The organism is Bacillus cereus group sp. Bc010 (assembly GCF_027716745.1).
GTDB lineage: Bacteria > Bacillota > Bacilli > Bacillales > Bacillaceae_G > Bacillus_A > Bacillus_A pacificus.
On record NZ_JAQFUY010000007.1, the window covers coordinates 122,753 to 140,030 of the forward strand.

Genomic DNA, 17,278 nt, shown 5'->3' on the forward strand with positions numbered 1-17,278 from the left:
GGCAAATTAAGGATGAGTTCCGTACAATATATACAATTACTGTAGGGAGGTTTACCACATGACAAAAAAACGTCATCTGTTCACATCTGAGTCTGTAACTGAAGGACATCCAGATAAAATTTGTGACCAAATTTCTGATTCAATTTTAGATGCGATCTTATCAAAAGACGCAAATGCACGTGTAGCTTGTGAAACAACTGTAACAACTGGTTTAGTATTGGTAGCGGGGGAAATTACGACTTCTACTTACGTAGATATTCCAAAAATCGTTCGTGAAACAATTCAAGGCATTGGTTACACACGCGCAAAATACGGATTCGATGCAGAAACTTGTGCAGTTTTAACATCTATCGATGAGCAATCTGCTGACATCGCTATGGGTGTTGACCAAGCGCTAGAAGCACGCGAAGGTCAAATGACTGACGCTGAGATTGAGGCAATTGGTGCAGGAGACCAAGGTTTAATGTTTGGTTTCGCATGTAATGAAACACAAGAGTTAATGCCACTTCCAATCTCGCTTGCTCACAAATTAGCTCGCCGTTTAACTGAAGTACGTAAAGATGATACATTATCATACCTACGTCCGGATGGAAAAACGCAAGTTACAGTTGAGTATGATGAAAATGGTAAACCAGTACGTGTTGATACTATCGTAATTTCTACACAACATCACCCAGATGTTACATGGGAAGAAATCGATCGCGACTTAAAAGAGCACGTAATTAAAGCTGTAGTACCAGCAGAATTAATCGATGGAGAAACAAAATTCTTCATTAACCCAACTGGCCGCTTCGTAATTGGTGGACCACAAGGTGATGCTGGTTTAACAGGACGTAAAATCATCGTTGATACTTACGGTGGATACGCTCGCCACGGTGGCGGTGCATTCTCTGGTAAAGATGCAACAAAAGTTGACCGTTCTGCAGCATATGCAGCTCGTTATGTTGCGAAAAACATCGTAGCAGCTGGTCTTGCTGAAAAAGCAGAAGTACAACTTGCATACGCAATCGGTGTAGCGCAACCAGTATCAATTTCAGTTGATACATTCGGCACTGGTAAAGTATCTGAAGACGTACTAGTAGAACTAGTTCGTAACAACTTCGATCTTCGCCCAGCTGGTATTATTAAAATGCTAGACTTACGTCGCCCAATTTACAAACAAACAGCAGCTTACGGCCACTTCGGACGTACTGATGTAGATCTATCATGGGAACGTACAGACAAAGCTGCAGCTTTAAAAGAGCAAGCTGGTCTATAATATATGAAAAAAAGCTTTGCGCGGTGAGCGCAAAGCTTTTTTTATTTATAATTACGTTGGAATAAAGCGAAGAGTTCAATGTCATGCCAAGTGCCGTTGCGGAATATAGCTTCTTTACAAGTTCCTTCATGTTGAAAACCGAGTGATTTATATAATTTAATTGCTCTATCGTTAAAAGAAAATACTCGTAAAGAAAGGCGATGTAAATTTAATTCTAAAAATGCATAATTCAATAATAAGGTGAAAGCTTCCTTCCCATAACCTTGCCCCCAGTAATCCTTTTTACCAATATCAATAATGCATTCAGCGTTTCGATTATACGAATCAATATGAATTAAAGAAGTAATACCAATTGGAAGGTTCGTAGCTTTTTCTTCAATGATATAGCTCTTAGCGTTTGGAGAATGAATAAATTGCTGGCAAAGTTTTTCTGTATCTTGAAAGGAATATTTATCAAGGTTAAGTGTAGTTGAACTCATAACGTCTATATCATTATGCCATTTATAATACGTTAGAATATCATCTTCGGAAAACTTTCGTAACTGGATACGGTTTGATTCAAACAATATAAGCCCACCTTTTGTATTTACTAGTTTTTGTTCATTATTTCAATACACGAGCTACAATAAATGTGTCCTTCTAGTTCAATATACTTTCTTATATTAGTCATACCACTTGGCGGAAATGGCATATGAATCCACGCTTTTTCATACGTTTGTATTTCTTTCCCGCATGATTTACAAAGGATTGGTTTCTTCTTGAACATATGTAATTATCCTTTCATTTTACGTGCTTTGCCTGCGCAAAAAGCACTGCTTATTAAAAATAGTGTTGCAAATATAATGCTCACCAATGTCGCGTATGGGATTGCTCCTTTTAAGGAAAAGCCGACAGTGATGGAAGCGACGAATAAGAGGATGAATGTTGTTGTTAATTTTTTGTATAGTTCCATAATGAATCTCCTTTTTAAGAAGTATATAGTGTCATCTATCTGATACATATGTGGAAACTATTCCTGTAGAGTGAGTAATACCACCATCAGGCATAATAGCATACAATTTTAAAAAGTTAATATCGAACCCGTAAGCGATGCATTGAAAAAGGGATAATATAATTAAGAATGGTATAATGGGTACGTATCGTTTTATATTTTGAATCATGAAAAGCTCCTTTATATGGATAAATATACTTATATTGTATCATGTTGAATTCTTTGATTCATACATAATTTTACAATGAAATGAAAGGAAAGATAAAAAAATGAGCGTAACCGAACATAAAAAACAAGCACCAAAAGAAGTGCGTTGTAAGATCATAACGATTTCCGATACACGTACAGAAGAGACAGATAAGAGCGGACAACTATTACATGAATTGTTAAAAGAAGCAGGGCATACAGTGACTTCTTATGAAATTGTAAAAGATGATAAAGAAAGTATTCAGCAAGCAGTTTTAGATGGTTATCATAGAGAAGATGTAGATGTTGTATTAACAAATGGCGGTACTGGCATTACGAAACGCGATGTGACGATTGAAGCAGTATCAGCGTTATTACATAAAGAAATTGTTGGATTTGGTGAGTTGTTCCGCATGATTAGTTATTTAGAAGATATCGGAAGCAGCGCAATGTTAAGTAGAGCGATTGGTGGTACAATTGGGCGCAAAGTAGTCTTCTCGATGCCAGGATCTAGCGGCGCAGTTCGTCTTGCGATGAATAAATTAATTTTACCAGAATTAGGTCATATTACATTTGAGTTGCATCGCCAATGAGTAAGTGGGCTGGAATTGTATTAGCGGGCGGTATGTCGAGTAGATTCGGTGAGCCGAAAGCATTAGCAAGCTGGCAAGGGAGTACGTTTATTGAGCATATTTTGAAAGTGATGACAAGTGCGCTCCAAGAAGTTGTAGTCATTAGTCATTCTCATATAAAAGAGCGAGTAGAGCAATTCGTACAAGTTCCTGTTATCGAAGATATTCCGCATTATAAAGGGGACGGACCACTTGCTGGAATTGTATCAGGAATGGAATATATAGAAGCAGATTGGTACGCTATTATGCCATGTGATGCGCCAAATGTTTCGCAAGAATGGTTTACCATTTTGCTCGAGCAAACGAGCAAGGAATACGATGCGGTTGTACCTATTATTAATGGAAGGAAACAACCGTTACTTGCGGCGTATCATAACCGCGTGAAAGAAAAGATTTATGCTTTGCTTCAGGAAGAAAAAAGAAGTATGGGTCAGCTTTTATCACAATGTAATGTGAAATATATTGCTGGTGAAGATGTACAAGCAAATGCGGATTGGTTTATAAATGTGAATACGAAAGAAGAATATGTGCAGGCTCAAAAAGACCTTTCAAATGAATGAAAGGTTTTTTGGTATACAGAAATTGGGGAACAATTACTGTATAAAGGTATGTGAGTAAGTTGATTTTAAGGGGAATTTCTTAAAATCACTATACAGTTAAAATACCGTATAACCATATTTTAATTTTTATGGGTTTTTATTACAAATCTATTTAGTTATGTTTATTTTTGTTATAATGAATATAGGGATAATGTGATATTTCACCTTGTGTATTATTTATCCGACTTTAATGGGCAGTAAGACCCCCACCTCAAAATTCAGGAAAAGCAAAGAAGTTAGGTGGGGGTCGGGCTGCCCATAAAAGTCCGATTGGTTCAACTAATAATCAGTGGGGGATGAAGAAAACCCCCACTGATTAAAGTTTCACTTTATTTAAGTAAAGTTTACAACTGTGTAATAAACTCCCTTCGTTTTTTGAAGGGAGTTTTTCTATTTAAGCAAGTAACTCTGATGCGTTATGTTGAAGGACTTCTTCATATTGGTTAAGCAAGTCACGAAAGATCTCATCCCAGCTTTTTGATTTCGCATAAGATGAAGCTGCTATTCCCATCTGCTCCAGTTTTTCTTCACTTTGTAATAAAGAATAAATGGATGATAGAAATGCGTCCTCATTTTTGGGCGGACAAAGAACCCCCGTTTTTCCATCTGTAATAATATTTTTAACCCCGCCACTATTTGCACCGATGACAGGTGTGCCGCATGCAAGCGATTCAAGTACGACATTTCCAAATGTTTCAGTAGTTGATGGAAATACCATCAAGTTAGAACAAGCATATGCTTCAGCTAAATCGGCCCCTTGTAAATAGCCAGTAAACGTGACATTTGTTTTCGGAACAGCTTCACGCAAATTTGTTGCTAGAGGACCGTCTCCTGCAATGAGCCAATGAATATCGTTTCGAGTATGCGTTGATTTAACGATAAGATTTTGCAACGTATCAATATCTTTCTCAGGAGCAATCCGTCCAATATAGGAAAGGACGTACTTCGCTGTAATATTATATTTTTTTCGGAATAGGTCTGTATTGTAAGCTGGATGAAAGAGATTGCAATCTACACCACGTCCCCATATGGAGAGGGCCTGAAAGCCTTTATGTTTTAATTGATGTAATGTTTCAGGGGATGGAACGAAATTTTTTTGCATATGACTATGAAACCATTTTAAATAGTTCCAAAGCATATTGGAGAGAAATTCGATTTTGTAATAACGTAAATAAGCATCGAAATCAGTATGATAAGAACCGACAACTGGTATGTTTAACTTTTTTGCATAATACAATCCACAAAGTCCCATGTTGAAAGGTGTAGCAATGTGAATCATGTCAGGTTTAAAGGAAAGAAGTTCTCGTTTAATGCGCGGAGTAGGAAAAGAAAAGCGACATTCTGGATATAATATTGTTAACGGGATACTTCTCATCTTGTTCACATTCGCTACGAAATTATCTTCAGCTGTATGCTGAGGAGCGAAAACAGAATAGGCGATTTTTTCTTTCTGAAAATATCGTGTTAACCGCTCTAACGTTTTCGCAACCCCGTTCACTTGTGGGGTAAAAGTATCGGTAAAAATGGCGACTCTCATCATATCACTCCTTTATGTGAAAAGTGGGATGAATTGATAAAAAGAGATGATGCCAGAGCAAGTGCCGAGGCACATACCGACGAATACATCAGACGGATAGTGAAGCCCTAAATAAATGCGCGAAATACCAACGCATAATGCTAACGGTAATAGGAAAATAAGTAAGCTTGGATTATAGCAAATAAATGGAATAAAGACAGAGAAAACAGCTGTTGTGTGACCAGACGGGAAAGAGTGGTCTTGTAATGGATGGACTGGATATTTTGCATCCTGAATTGTTAAATAAGGACGTTTTCGTGGATACCATCTTTTTAATATTTGCACAGGGACATGGCTAATTGCTAACGAAATAGCAGTTGCAATTGCAGCTTGGTGCAAAGTTCCATCTGCGAAAATTAAAAAGAACAGTGTGAGTGCGATGGAGAAAGTCGCGCCACCGATATGAGTAATATTGCTGAAAAAGACGTTTAACGTTTTTTGATCAAAGTATCGGTTAATTCCTTTGAAAATGTAACATTCTATTTTATACAGTCCACTGACCTTCATGAAAATTCTCCTCCCTCGTTTACATATATATGGAGATATTAGCTTTTATTTTAATAAGATTTTGTTGAGGGAGTAATAATGTTTTGTAAAGAAAAAGTTAGATTTTATATAAAAAAGCTGCCAGTGTTATGGCAGCAGTAAAATCATTTTTGTAGTGATTTATAATATTGACCTTTTTCAACGTATTGCGTGCGAATTCGCTCCATGTCTTTACGGTCTTCCTCTGTTAATTCACGAACGACTTTCGCTGGACGACCGAAAGCTAACGTGTTCGGCGGGATTTTCTTTCCTTGTGAAACGAGGCTGCCAGCACCGATAAAGGCTCCTTCGCCAATTTCAGCACCATCTAATATAATAGATCCCATGCCAATTAAAGCATCTTTTTTAATATGACAGCTATGTAAAATAACTTGATGCCCAACTGTAACGTCATCTTCTAAAATAAGAGGATACTGTGGGCTTTGGTGGAGTGTACATTGATCTTGTACATTTACCCGGTCTCCGATGATTGTTGGTGAAACATCGCCGCGTATGACTGTATTAAACCAAATACTTGATTCTTCGCCAACGGAAACATCACCTGTAATGGTAACGTAGTCAGCGATAAAAGCACTACTCGCAATTTTCGGATTTTTTTCTTTATAAGGATATATCATGTAAAGCCTTCCTTTCCTAGAGACTAGTTTCAGTGTATCAAATTATGAAAAAGAGTGAAATGGAGGAGGTTCGTATGTGGAATTACGAAGCGGAGGAAGCAAAGGCTGTAATCGTTATTGTGCATGGAGCGATGGAATATCACGGACGTTATGAAGCCGTTGCGGAAATGTGGAATCATAACGGCTACCACGTTGTGATGGGAGACCTTCCGTCACATGGAACGACTTCAAGAAATAGAGGACATATTGATTCATTTGATGAATACATAGAGGAAGTTAAATTATGGGTGAAAGAGGCAAGAAAGTATAGGTTGCCTATCTTTTTATTTGGTCATAGTATGGGTGGTCTTATCGTCATTCGTATGATGCAAGAAACGAAGAGAGAAGATGTAGACGGTATTATTTTAAGTTCGCCATGTTTAGGCGTATTAGCTGGACCTTCTGCACCGCTGCAAGCTGCCTCAAAAATATTAAATATTATCGCACCAAAATTGCAATTTGCAACGAATCTTACAGTGGAAATGTCAACTCGTAATCATGAAGTGAGAGATGCGATGGAGAATGATTCATTGTTCTTGCGCAAAGTATCAGTACGTTGGTATAGTGAATTGATTAAGTCTATCGAAATTGCCCATAAGAAAATAGATGATTTTCCAGATGTTCCGCTCTTGCTAATGCAAGCATGTGAGGATAAACTTGTAGATAAAACACGTGTCCGCACTTGGTTTGATAATGTTAAAATAAGTGATAAGGCTTTTAAAGAATGGCCGAATTGTTATCATGAGTTATTAAATGAGTATGAGCGTGATGAAATTTTGAATTATATTCAGGCATTTACTGAAATACGCATCAATAACATAATAGAAACAAATAAGTAAATTATTTGTACATTGAATAGAGGAGATGAAGGAAGAAGTGAACGTACCGAGTAATCCCATAACGCTCATGGCGAAAGTATACCGTGATGTGTTTCCGGTTGTACACCATGAGCTAGCGATGTGGAAAGAGCGTGCCTACCATATTCCGAATGATGAGCTTCATAGTCAGGCAATCGCAAGTATTGAGCATAAAACGTTTCATTGCGAAGGCGGTGGTATTTTAGCGCTATTAGCAAATGAACACCGAGAGGAATGTATTCGTTTTATCGTAGCGTATCAAACGATCAGCGACTATTTAGATAATTTATGTGATCGCAGTACATCACTTGATCCAAATGATTTTGCCGCGTTGCATGAATCTATGTTAATGGCATTATCACCTGAAGTAGAAGGTGGCGGTAATTATTATCGCTATCGTGATGATCAAGATGATGGTGGTTATTTAGACGAACTTGTTGAAACATGCCAAGATGTTTTAAAGAAAACGAAGCACTATGACAAAATTGCTCCTATTCTTCATGAACTTGCTTGTTATTATTGTGATTTGCAAATTCATAAACATGTAAAATTAGAAGAAAGAGAACCACGATTACAAACGTGGTTTGAAGCGCATAAAGAAAACTTACCGGAGATGAGTTGGTTTGAATTTTCAGCATGTGCCGGTTCTACACTTGGAATCTTCTGTCTTGTCGCATATGCCTTTCATGATGAATTACATGATGAAGATATTGCGAAAATTAGACAAGGATATTTTCCTTACGTACAAGGACTTCATATTTTACTTGATTATTTCATTGATCAAGAAGAAGACCGTATAGGTGGAGATTTAAATTTCTGTAGTTATTACGAAAACGAGCAAGTGATATTAGATCGTATGAAACATTTTGTAGAAGAAGCAGAGAAGAGCATTGGTGACTTGCCTCATGCGAAGTTTCATCGCCTTATAAGCCGAGGATTACTTGGTATTTATTTATCAGATCAAAAAGTATCAGCACAAAAGAATATGCACAAAATGGCACGGCGCATTGTAAAATACGGGGGCCTCACTTCACGATTCTTCTATTGGAACGGGAAGATGTACCGAAAGAAAACAGCGCAGTGATGAAGAAAACCACTCATGTAGAGTGGTTTTTTGTTATAATATGGTAAAGGTGGTGGCGAAATGAAGCAATTGTTTCAAAAGCTATATGACCATATTGAAATAACATTACTCGTGCTACTTTCCGTTTCATTTGTAACTGGAATGTATATGATGATGAATAGGCCAAGTGGTCCTACTATGATGGATTATGTGCCACAAGTAATAATTGGCACAATTATTATAGTAGATATTGTCTTTTTAATAAGTGGTAGAAAGAAAGAAAATAGTAAATAAAAAGCATTTGTACACGGTAGTACAAATGCTTTTTCACTATGAGCGTATTTTTGAAAATACATATATAAGAAGTTCAATCGCAAAAATAACTAACACAGATAGTCCAAATAAAGGCATGACAGCGCCTAGTATAACCATCATGATAAAGAAAACGATTATGCTTTTCTTATCTCTTTGCTTTGGCGGTGCTGCTAATTTTCCTTTCGGTTTTCTTGCTAACCACATTTTTACTCCGTAATAAATGAGAAGTAATAAAGATAATGTCGTTAGTAAGCATAATATTTTATTGGGCCATCCGAATAAATGACCTTCGTGAAGCGGGATACCGTAAGTGAACCATTGTGCAAATAAGCCATAATCACGATAGTCCGTTTTGGAAATAAGTTCTCCGCTATATTGATCAAAGTAAGCTGTTATTTCTTCATTTGGTGCCACATCCATGCCCGTAATACCAGAACCGCTTGATTTCGAAACGGTGAATACACCTTTCGGATCAGTTGGTAGTGAAATAACGTATGGCTTCTTTATTTCAATTCCTTTTTGTAATGTATCAACTGAAATTGCTTTTGGCTCATTCGAATTCGATTCAGGAGGAGCTTCTTTTCTAGTTGCCCACGGCAATTCTTTTACCTTTGATTCAGGCGGTGCCATATACAACTTTGGATATCCGATCGATTCATTCGACGATGCAATTTTATAAATTTGGTTGCCCATAAATCCTGACCATGGCAGTCCAGATGCGACTAGCAGAACGAGAGGAATTGTAAATATAATACCGATAATAGAATGACGTCGTTTTGCTTTTTCTCGCTTATTGGATGCCAGTGTGTTTTTGAATTGGCGTATACTCATATAGAGCCCAGTAGCAATTAAGAAGATTGTCCAACATGCCGCAAGTTCTACAGTATAGTTGACAACAGTGCCACCAACTAAAAGAGAACTATGTAATTCTCGCATGACATTGGCAAACGTTTCACTTGCGTTTTGATCTCCGACAATTTGATTATTACTATCTAAATACACATACTTTTGTTGTCCAGTATACTCATTTGCAATCGTAAGTCTCGTATTGTAATCCCCATTAAACTCACTAATTTTCGCCACACTATAATGTGGATATTTTTTCTCTGTTAAGGAAATAGAATCAGCCATCGAAATAGATTCTGTTTGAGCACTCTTCCCAAAATATAAATCTTTATAGATGAAATCCTCAACCTCTTCCCGAAATAAATACCCAATTCCGCTCAGTGACAACGTAATAAGAAGCGGTGTAATAAAAAGCCCAGCATAAAAATGCCAACGCCAAAAAATGTAATGAAGCGAACGATTTACTTTCATACTTTCAGTTCCCCTAACCTTCCCTATATGAATAACTACTTATTTAATATAGCGAGATTAAGTGTGATTACTTTGAAAGAATTGTGAAGAAAGTTAAAAGTTTTTAAGGATTTTTATTGGCGAGACATACAATGTTCTATGCAAAGTGTAGTTGAATGAATTAGCTCTTCATCTCCTTTTTGTAGCCTGATTTGAAGCGCTTTTTGAAAATAAGTAAGCGCGGTGTGGAAGTCACCCTCATCTAATTTGCTTTTTCCATAATGTTGGTAGAAGAAGTCTTTATAAGTAGGAACGTTCGGCAACATATGTTGAAGCTCGGTAAAAAGTGTATTTGCCGTATGGAAATTTTGTTCCCAATGATATGTATGTGCGAGACGAAGTTTGTTAATAAAAATCCCTTGGATGTTGTCTGTTTGTGTGTAATATTCAATGGCCTCCTGTAAGTAATACTTACTGTCAGAAAGGTTGCCAACGATTCGTTCATAAACACCGATTAATCCGCAGTTTTTTCCGTATAACGATTCTTTATGTAAATGTTCTTTCAAAAATACAATCCCTTGCTTCATTTCAGCAAGGGATATAGGTTTTTCTCTAAGGTTTTCGTCAAATGTGTATCCCATTTCAAAAGGTATATTCACTGGGGCCTCCTTATATTTCCTACATACATCCTAACAACCGCTTTCGCAAGACATTGAGAAGAATCAACAAAATCCTCACTCACCACCACATTCAAATCGGTACATGCGATAATTGCCGTATCAACTACCTCTCTCAATTGTAAAACGAGCGCATTCCACAATTCGCGAGCTTCTTCAACCTCTCCAGATTTAATATAAGTAATGATTTGATTAATCATTTCCTGCCATGTTTCATGATGAATGTACTCTATATCACGTTTTGTAATCCTATCTTGGTAAATCCCAGTTTGAACAGTTGCTTCCGTTGCAAGAAGAGCGACTCTTTTTACGTTTTTAGGAATTGCTTGTAACGTTTCATCGACTATATTTAAAATCGGGATAGAAAGAGATTGCTGTAATTCTTCAAAATAAAGATGCGCTGTATTACACGGCATAGCGATAAAGTCTACGCCAGTACTTTCAAGTTTTTGTGCGCCTTTAATAATCGCTTTTTTCATCGCTTCGTGATCAATAGGGCGATCCATATAAAACGGTGTTGGGCACGAGTAAATCATCATATGAGGAAAGTCCATATCATGCTTTGCTCCGTATATTGTTTGGCACTTTGCTACAACTGTATCGACGAATGGCCCAGTTGATTTTGGTCCCATTCCTGCTAGTATTCCGATCATTGTTTTGTCTCCTTTAATATGTAATTAAAAACGTTTTTTGCGAACGATAAACAGAAATAAGGTAAATAATAAAAATGAATATACGATAGCCCAAGCTGTGAGCCATAGCGTGTGAGTCAGTATATTATATTTGTATTGTCCAAGCATGAGAAAGCTTTCGACAGGTGGTAAAAACCATAGTAACTCTTTTTTAAACCGGATAGATGCAATCGTTATAAGCAATATAAATGTAAGGCTAAGCCAAGCAGTGCCTGCTTTTTGAATCGTATTTCTAGTAAATAATGTTGCGATTGAAATTCCTAGTATAGAGAAAGACATATGAGCGAGAAATCCGACTAAAAATAAAGAAACTGTCATTTTTTCATTAAACATTTGCAAAATAATGGGATAGATTACGGATATAAAAGATAATACAGTACAAATGAGAAGAGCCGTAATATATTTCCCAACGTATAATGCGGAAATGTTATTTGTATGTGAAATAGTGATTTGCTCTTGTACAGGATCTTCGGTATGAAAAATCGTGACCGTAATCCAGGCAGATAATAAATAAAGCGCGAGAGCTGTTTCTAAGTATGTCGGTACAATAGGAGTCGGTTTATATGCATATACAAAAAGTAAGCTCATGAAGTACATCGCAATAGGAGGGACGTACTTATACGATTTTGTATAGTCGAGAAAGTGATAACGAATAAGAGCAAACATAATAAACCTTCTTTCGATTTAAAAGTTAGGTTGTAGCAGTGTGATAGATGCTTTTTTATGTAATAAAAACTGAAGTATGTCATTTGTATATTCTTTTTCGATGTGCAATTGAATAAGGTTTTGATTTGAATTGTGTGCAACGTGTATAAAACCGGATTGTTTTTGTAGTTCTATCGCTGAAAATGTTTCGTGAACAATTGCTTCAATATAGACTTGTTCTGCTCCTTTTTGTGCAGAGATATTTTCTGTGATTGTATGATTTGCTAACGTCACAATTCTATCAGCGAAGTTTTCTAATAGTTGTTTTTCGTGACATGTAAATAGCACGGATATACCTTGTTGTTTTAATGAGAGTAAAATATGTTCTAATTCTTGCTGAGAGTTAGGATCGAGCCCAGAAAGCGGTTCGTCTAAAATTAATAAATGTACGTCCGTAAGTAACGCTTGCATAATGCCTGTTTTTTGTTTCATACCTTTTGAAAAGTTTCGTACAACGGAATGCCTTGCATGAAGTAAATGAAACCTTTCAAGAAGCAGCGGGATTTTATCTTTTACATATTTTGTTGATAAACCGTGAATGTGACCGAGATGATATAGATAATCTTCTAATGTAAAACGAATCCCTTCAGGAAAATGTTCAGGTACATAACCGATTTGTATATGTTCTTTCCTTTGAATTGTCCCTGCCGTATGTGAAATAAAGCCTGCAATTATTTTGAGTAGAGTACTTTTTCCAGTCCCGTTCCCGCCAACAATGGCGAGTGCTTCTCCTTCTGGAATGGATAAATCAATGTTGTCTAGTATAAGTGATTTGCCGTACTTCTTTTGAATTCCCCTTAGTTCTACTAGCAAAGTTCTATCCTCCTATACAGTGTATATATCCATTATATAGGAGAATAACAAAAAGACGTGCAATAAGTGCACGTCTTTTTTTGTTATGTTTTGTCGAATCGTCGATATATTTAGCGCTTCTCAATCGCCACAATAAATGGCGGGTTATTTTGTTGGTTAATGAAGCCGTAGCGCAGTACGTGTGCTTGTTTTTGGTCTAATTCTTCGGCAAATTTGAGAACAGCGTCGCGTTCTACTTGTCCTTCTGGATGTCCGTGGTAAATAACAAGGACGATGATTCCTTCAGGGGCCATTACTTCTAGTAATTGTCCGATCGCTGAAATTGTTGAGTTCGGTTTTGTAACGATATGCTTGTCTCCGCCTGGAAGATAACCTAAGTTGAAAATTGCGCCTGTTACTTTTCCTTTTGCATCTTCTGGTAGTACGGATAGAAGTGTATCGTGACTATCGTGAACTAAAACAGTGCGTTCGAAAAGTTCTTTTTCTTTTAGACGCGTCGTCGAGCTTTCAATTGCCTCTTTTTGAATATCAAATCCAAATACTTTTCCGTTATCGCCAACGATTTCAGCTAGGAAGCAAGTGTCATGACCGTTTCCTAAAGTTGCATCTACAGCGTAATCGCCTTCTTTTACTGCCGTTTGCAAGAGAGTGCGAGCAAACGGTAATACACGTTCTAATTTCATTTTTGTTTCTCCTCATTTGCATATTTTCCTTGCCAGCTTCCGCGGCGTACAAATTCTGCATCGATGGAATTTAATACTTCCCATTTATTTAAGCTCCACATTGGACCAATCATTAAATCAGGTGGACCGTCACCTGTGATGCGGTGCACAATTACGTCCTCTGGAATTATTTCAAGTTGGTCAACAACGAGACTTACGTAATCCTCAAGAGAAAGGAATTCTAGTTGTCCTTTTTCATATTGCTTCACCATTGGCGTTCCTTTTAATAAATGAAGTAAATGAATTTTAATTCCTTGTACATCAAGCTTCGCTACTTCACGAGCTGTTTCCATCATCATGTCGTAATCTTCAAGAGGAAGACCGTTAATAATATGAGAACAAACTCGAATGCCGTGCTTACGTAATTTATTTACGCCTTCAACGTAAGAAGGATAATCGTGAGCGCGATTAATAAGATTTGCAGTACGTTCATGAACAGTTTGTAATCCGAGTTCAACCCAAAGATATGTGCGTTTATTTAAGTCCGCTAAATATTCAACGACATCGTCTGGTAAACAATCTGGACGAGTTGCGATAGAAAGACCGACAACGTCTTTTTCAGCTAGAAGCGGTTCGAATTTTTCTTTTAATACTTCAAGTGGTGCATGTGTATTTGTGTAAGCCTGAAAATAAGCGATACATTTTCCATCTTTCCACTTTGAGCGCATTTTTTCTTTCATTTCATGATATTGCGTTATAACATCATCGCGGCGATCGCCAGCGAAGTCACCAGATCCAGCAGCACTGCAAAATATACAACCGCCATAAGCAACTGTACCGTCACGGTTCGGACAATCAAAGCCAGCATCTAATGAAACTTTAAAGATTTTTTCACCAAATTCATTTCGTAAATGGTAATTCCACGTATGATAACGTTTATTGTCGTTTGTATATGGAAAAGGGTTTTGAACCTTCATTACTTTCCCTCCTAAGCCGAGTCAAAATGAAACAAAATCCATTATAACATACTCATAAGGTTCATATGGAAGGGACACACTAAAGGGGAATTGAAGCAAGGAGGGACAATTATGGCAGAGCGTCAATCACTTGAATCGTATATTACACAAGCGGAACAAGCTGTGGAATATGCGAAAGAACAACTAAATCTTGGTATGAGACAAGAGCATTATAATACGATGGAGTATTCGGATGCGCAGTTACAATTAGAACAAGCATATAACGATTTACAAACGATGCAACAACATGCGAATGATGAGCAACGTGAGCAATTAAATAGAGCACGTATGGCAATTCGCCAATTGCAACATCAAATGATTATTACACCGCACTAATAAGGAGTGAATGTAATGGCGAAACGTTCAGATCAAAATAATCCAGAACAAAAAACGCAAAATGGACATAACGCTGAGTTTTCAAATGAACTTGATCCGATTGTGCAAGTGAAGCAGCGTAATAGTAAAAAAGGACAACCTCAAAAATCGAAACAATCAGAGTAAACCAGGTCGCAATATGACCTGGTTTTATTTTTGCTATATGACAATAATGTAAGATTTTTGTAAGGTTTGTCGATAGTTGTAAGACTACATTTCCAGTAGAGTAGGGGAGGATTAAATTTTGGACAAGGAGTTGCTTTATGGGGAACAATATGACAAACAAACGAATTGATGAGTTAGATTACATTCGTGGCTTCGCATTACTGGGGATTATTTTAGTAAATATTCTTGCACTACTTAACATTAAAATCCCGGATCCTAATACAGTAGATGCGAGTTATCAAAGGTTTCTATACTTATTTGTAGAAGGTCGTTTCTTCTCAATCTTCTCATTCTTATTTGGAGTGGGATTCTATATCTTTATCTCTAGAGCAATTGCAAAGGGGAAAAATGGATATGTTTTATTTTTCCGCCGTTTAGTTGCACTATTTATTTTCGGTTTGATTCATCAAATGTTTCAGCCTGGAGAAGCACTAGCGTTATACGCAATTTGCGGGTTAATCGTTTTACCGTTTTATAAGGCGAAAAAACAAGTGAACTTAGTCATTGGTCTTATTTTGACAATAGCTTTTAGTGTAATGGGAGTTAAAGAATTATTGCCACTTGGCTTAATTTTATTAGGGCTCGCTGCAGGACAATATCGTGTATTTGAAAATCTTACGCAGAACATAAAGAAAGTCGCTATTTTTACAGGTATTATGTTTGTTTTAAGCGTAATAGCTGTATGGTATCAATATGGGCACGTTCCTGCTGAACCATTTATAAATGGGATAATGGAAATTGAAGACGGAACAATGGATGCTGCAAGCCAATTTTTAAAAATTGGTATTACAGTTGGACCAATTATTTCAGCTTTCTATATTGGAGCATTAATTTTACTACTTCAATTAAAACCAGTTCAAACATTGTTAGCGCCACTGAAATATTATGGTCGTATGGCTTTAACGAATTATATTGGACAAACTGCAATGATTTTAATCGCAGGAAGTGTATTTAACTTTGCAGGTAACTTAACGTACATGCAGACGTTATATGTATGTATCGCAATTTATGCAATTCAAATTGTGTGTAGTGTGATTTGGATGAAAATCTTTAAAATGGGTCCATTAGAATGGATTTGGCGTGTTATTACGTATTGGACGGTAACACCTTTAAAGAAATAAAGTGGGATAAAGAGAGAAGTGGGCTGTTCCTTTTGTGGAGCAGCTTATTTTTATTGTCAGCTTTTGTCGATAAGTCGATATATTAAAAAAATCGCTGATAAAAGTAGGAGAATCGTCGATATATTTGAAAAATCGCCGATATAATTTCATTTATCGATTCAATATGTCACTAGTATTAATAGCCAAGCTTACAAGTACACCTTTGTTATATTACAAAAGTGTAAGGTAATTGTAATGTTAACAAATAGCAGTTCATCTCCAAAAGGCGCAAAATAGGTAATGGAAAAACAAGCGTAGGAGGATATATATGACGAAACCAGTTGTAGACGTGAAAAACGTTCAAAAAGTGTACGGTAAAAAAGGTGAGAATCAATCACATGCATTAAAAGGTGTATCATTCTCAATTCAAGAGGGTGAGTTTGTTGGGATTATGGGACCATCTGGTTCTGGTAAAACGACATTATTAAATGTAATTTCAACGCTAGATAAAGCAACGGGCGGCGTTGTTGAAATTGCAGGAACGGATATTACACAAATGAAGCAAGATGAGCTTTCAGATTTCCGTTCACAAAAATTAGGATTCATCTTCCAAGACTTTAACTTATTAGAGAACTTATCTATTTACGAAAACATTGCACTTCCACTTTCTCTTCAAGGTGTCTCGTCGCGAAATATTGGGCCAAAAGTAGAAAAGGTAGCAGATATGTTAGGCATTTCAGCAATTCTTCAAAAGTATCCATCTGAAGTATCTGGTGGACAGAAACAACGTTCAGCAGCGGCGCGTGCATTAGTGCATGAACCTGCAATTATTTTAGGGGACGAGCCAACAGGAGCGCTTGATTCTAAAAATGCAACGAGTTTACTTGATGCGATGACAAACTTAAATAAAGATCAAGGTGTATCCATTATGATGGTTACACATGATCCGTACAGTGCAAGTTACTGTCAGCGTATTTTATTCATTCAAGATGGTGAGCTATATAAAGAAATTCACCGCGGTGGTACACGTGAAGAATTTTATAAAGAGATTTTAGATGTGCTTGCAGACTTAGGCACACAAAAAGCGTAAGAAAGGAG

At 36.9% G+C, this 17,278-nt stretch carries 23 protein-coding genes; 10 read left to right on the plus strand and 13 right to left on the minus strand.

Going from position 1 to position 17,278, the window contains the following annotated elements:
* The first annotated feature begins 58 nt into the window (after positions 1 to 58).
* On the plus strand, positions 59 to 1,258 hold the full coding sequence (gene metK / locus PDQ68_RS11270; protein WP_000163115.1) for a methionine adenosyltransferase: 1,200 nt from the start codon (positions 59 to 61) through the stop codon (positions 1,256 to 1,258).
* A 41-nt stretch (positions 1,259 to 1,299) separates the two neighbouring features.
* Here the strand turns inward: metK and PDQ68_RS11275 are convergent, their stop codons facing one another.
* Genes PDQ68_RS11275 through PDQ68_RS11285 form a run of 3 tightly spaced genes read right to left on the minus strand, consistent with a single transcriptional unit; the run spans position 1,300 to position 2,210 of the window.
* Entirely contained in the window at positions 1,300 to 1,824 is a 525-nt protein-coding gene (locus PDQ68_RS11275) for a GNAT family N-acetyltransferase (protein ID WP_000464115.1), read from the minus strand.
* 23 nt (positions 1,825 to 1,847) lie between these two features.
* Positions 1,848 to 2,024 (minus strand): hypothetical protein, encoded by a 177-nt coding sequence (locus PDQ68_RS11280; RefSeq protein WP_000473608.1) that lies wholly within the window; start codon positions 2,022 to 2,024, stop codon positions 1,848 to 1,850.
* A 6-nt stretch (positions 2,025 to 2,030) separates the two neighbouring features.
* Positions 2,031 to 2,210, minus strand: a complete 180-nt coding sequence (locus PDQ68_RS11285) for a hypothetical protein (protein WP_061183700.1) — start codon at positions 2,208 to 2,210, stop codon at positions 2,031 to 2,033.
* Between the two features lie 308 nt (positions 2,211 to 2,518).
* On the opposite strand from PDQ68_RS11285, the gene PDQ68_RS11290 reads away from it, so the two are divergent.
* Together PDQ68_RS11290 and PDQ68_RS11295 are read left to right on the plus strand one after the other, a co-directional pair.
* Positions 2,519 to 3,028 (plus strand): MogA/MoaB family molybdenum cofactor biosynthesis protein, encoded by a 510-nt coding sequence (locus PDQ68_RS11290; RefSeq protein ID WP_016718727.1) that lies wholly within the window; start codon positions 2,519 to 2,521, stop codon positions 3,026 to 3,028.
* Positions 3,025 to 3,627 (plus strand): molybdenum cofactor guanylyltransferase, encoded by a 603-nt coding sequence (locus PDQ68_RS11295; RefSeq protein ID WP_061183701.1) that lies wholly within the window; start codon positions 3,025 to 3,027, stop codon positions 3,625 to 3,627. The genes PDQ68_RS11290 and PDQ68_RS11295 overlap by 4 nt, the downstream gene beginning before the upstream one ends.
* Before the next feature lie 433 nt (positions 3,628 to 4,060).
* Here the strand turns inward: PDQ68_RS11295 and PDQ68_RS11300 are convergent, their stop codons facing one another.
* The 3 genes from PDQ68_RS11300 to PDQ68_RS11310 form a co-directional block, all read right to left on the minus strand.
* Positions 4,061 to 5,203: a glycosyltransferase family 4 protein gene (locus PDQ68_RS11300; RefSeq protein ID WP_016718725.1), complete on the minus strand. Its 1,143-nt coding sequence runs from the start codon at positions 5,201 to 5,203 to the stop codon at positions 4,061 to 4,063.
* Positions 5,204 to 5,215: 12 nt separating this feature from the next.
* Positions 5,216 to 5,749: a phosphatase PAP2 family protein gene (locus PDQ68_RS11305; protein ID WP_016718724.1), complete on the minus strand. Its 534-nt coding sequence runs from the start codon at positions 5,747 to 5,749 to the stop codon at positions 5,216 to 5,218.
* 143 nt (positions 5,750 to 5,892) lie between these two features.
* Positions 5,893 to 6,405, minus strand: coding sequence for a gamma carbonic anhydrase (locus tag PDQ68_RS11310; protein ID WP_000640209.1), 513 nt, complete (start codon positions 6,403 to 6,405; stop codon positions 5,893 to 5,895).
* 74 nt (positions 6,406 to 6,479) lie between these two features.
* On the opposite strand from PDQ68_RS11310, the gene PDQ68_RS11315 reads away from it, so the two are divergent.
* Genes PDQ68_RS11315 through PDQ68_RS11325 form a run of 3 tightly spaced genes read left to right on the plus strand, consistent with a single transcriptional unit; the run spans position 6,480 to position 8,658 of the window.
* Positions 6,480 to 7,283 carry an alpha/beta hydrolase gene (locus PDQ68_RS11315; protein WP_016718723.1) on the plus strand — a complete coding sequence of 268 codons (804 nt, stop codon included), beginning with the start codon at positions 6,480 to 6,482 and terminating at the stop codon, positions 7,281 to 7,283.
* A gap of 37 nt (positions 7,284 to 7,320) precedes the next feature.
* Positions 7,321 to 8,385, plus strand: a complete 1,065-nt coding sequence (locus PDQ68_RS11320; RefSeq protein WP_001102457.1) for a tetraprenyl-beta-curcumene synthase family protein — start codon at positions 7,321 to 7,323, stop codon at positions 8,383 to 8,385.
* Between the two features lie 60 nt (positions 8,386 to 8,445).
* Positions 8,446 to 8,658 (plus strand): hypothetical protein, encoded by a 213-nt coding sequence (locus PDQ68_RS11325; protein ID WP_000811313.1) that lies wholly within the window; start codon positions 8,446 to 8,448, stop codon positions 8,656 to 8,658.
* Positions 8,659 to 8,694: 36 nt separating this feature from the next.
* Here PDQ68_RS11325 and PDQ68_RS11330 read toward each other — a convergent pair whose 3' ends face one another.
* The 7 genes from PDQ68_RS11330 to mnmL all read right to left on the minus strand — a co-directional run bounded on the left by PDQ68_RS11330 (position 8,695) and on the right by mnmL (position 14,501).
* On the minus strand, positions 8,695 to 9,996 hold the full coding sequence (locus PDQ68_RS11330; protein ID WP_061183703.1) for a PepSY-associated TM helix domain-containing protein: 1,302 nt from the start codon (positions 9,994 to 9,996) through the stop codon (positions 8,695 to 8,697).
* A 113-nt stretch (positions 9,997 to 10,109) separates the two neighbouring features.
* Positions 10,110 to 10,634, minus strand: a complete 525-nt coding sequence (locus tag PDQ68_RS11335) for a hypothetical protein (RefSeq protein ID WP_016718720.1) — start codon at positions 10,632 to 10,634, stop codon at positions 10,110 to 10,112.
* Entirely contained in the window at positions 10,631 to 11,305 is a 675-nt protein-coding gene (locus PDQ68_RS11340; RefSeq protein ID WP_270786700.1) for an aspartate/glutamate racemase family protein, read from the minus strand. Before PDQ68_RS11340 ends, PDQ68_RS11335 begins: the two co-directional genes overlap by 4 nt.
* A 24-nt stretch (positions 11,306 to 11,329) precedes the next feature.
* The gene (locus PDQ68_RS11345) at positions 11,330 to 12,010 is read right to left on the minus strand and encodes a hypothetical protein (RefSeq protein ID WP_000457756.1); all 681 of its coding nucleotides are present in this window, start codon (positions 12,008 to 12,010) and stop codon (positions 11,330 to 11,332) included.
* 18 nt (positions 12,011 to 12,028) lie between these two features.
* Entirely contained in the window at positions 12,029 to 12,862 is an 834-nt protein-coding gene (locus tag PDQ68_RS11350) for an ABC transporter ATP-binding protein (RefSeq protein WP_016718718.1), read from the minus strand.
* 110 nt (positions 12,863 to 12,972) lie between these two features.
* A complete protein-coding gene (gene mnmM, locus PDQ68_RS11355; protein WP_016718717.1) occupies positions 12,973 to 13,545 on the minus strand; it encodes a tRNA 5-(aminomethyl)-2-thiouridylate-methyltransferase MnmM in 573 nt (190 codons plus the stop codon).
* Positions 13,542 to 14,501, minus strand: coding sequence for a tRNA modification radical SAM protein MnmL/YtqA (mnmL, locus tag PDQ68_RS11360; protein WP_270786702.1), 960 nt, complete (start codon positions 14,499 to 14,501; stop codon positions 13,542 to 13,544). Before mnmL ends, mnmM begins: the two co-directional genes overlap by 4 nt.
* A 111-nt stretch (positions 14,502 to 14,612) precedes the next feature.
* On the opposite strand from mnmL, the gene PDQ68_RS11365 reads away from it, so the two are divergent.
* The 4 genes from PDQ68_RS11365 to PDQ68_RS11380 all read left to right on the plus strand — a co-directional run bounded on the left by PDQ68_RS11365 (position 14,613) and on the right by PDQ68_RS11380 (position 17,270).
* A complete protein-coding gene (locus PDQ68_RS11365) occupies positions 14,613 to 14,876 on the plus strand; it encodes a YtzC family protein (RefSeq protein WP_000840873.1) in 264 nt (87 codons plus the stop codon).
* Positions 14,877 to 14,891: 15 nt separating this feature from the next.
* The gene (locus PDQ68_RS11370) at positions 14,892 to 15,041 is read left to right on the plus strand and encodes a hypothetical protein (RefSeq protein WP_001129340.1); all 150 of its coding nucleotides are present in this window, start codon (positions 14,892 to 14,894) and stop codon (positions 15,039 to 15,041) included.
* A 137-nt stretch (positions 15,042 to 15,178) separates the two neighbouring features.
* The gene (locus PDQ68_RS11375; RefSeq protein ID WP_061183705.1) at positions 15,179 to 16,201 is read left to right on the plus strand and encodes a DUF418 domain-containing protein; all 1,023 of its coding nucleotides are present in this window, start codon (positions 15,179 to 15,181) and stop codon (positions 16,199 to 16,201) included.
* Positions 16,202 to 16,508: 307 nt separating this feature from the next.
* The gene (locus PDQ68_RS11380) at positions 16,509 to 17,270 is read left to right on the plus strand and encodes an ABC transporter ATP-binding protein (protein ID WP_270786704.1); all 762 of its coding nucleotides are present in this window, start codon (positions 16,509 to 16,511) and stop codon (positions 17,268 to 17,270) included.
* The last annotated feature ends 8 nt before the right edge of the window (positions 17,271 to 17,278 follow it).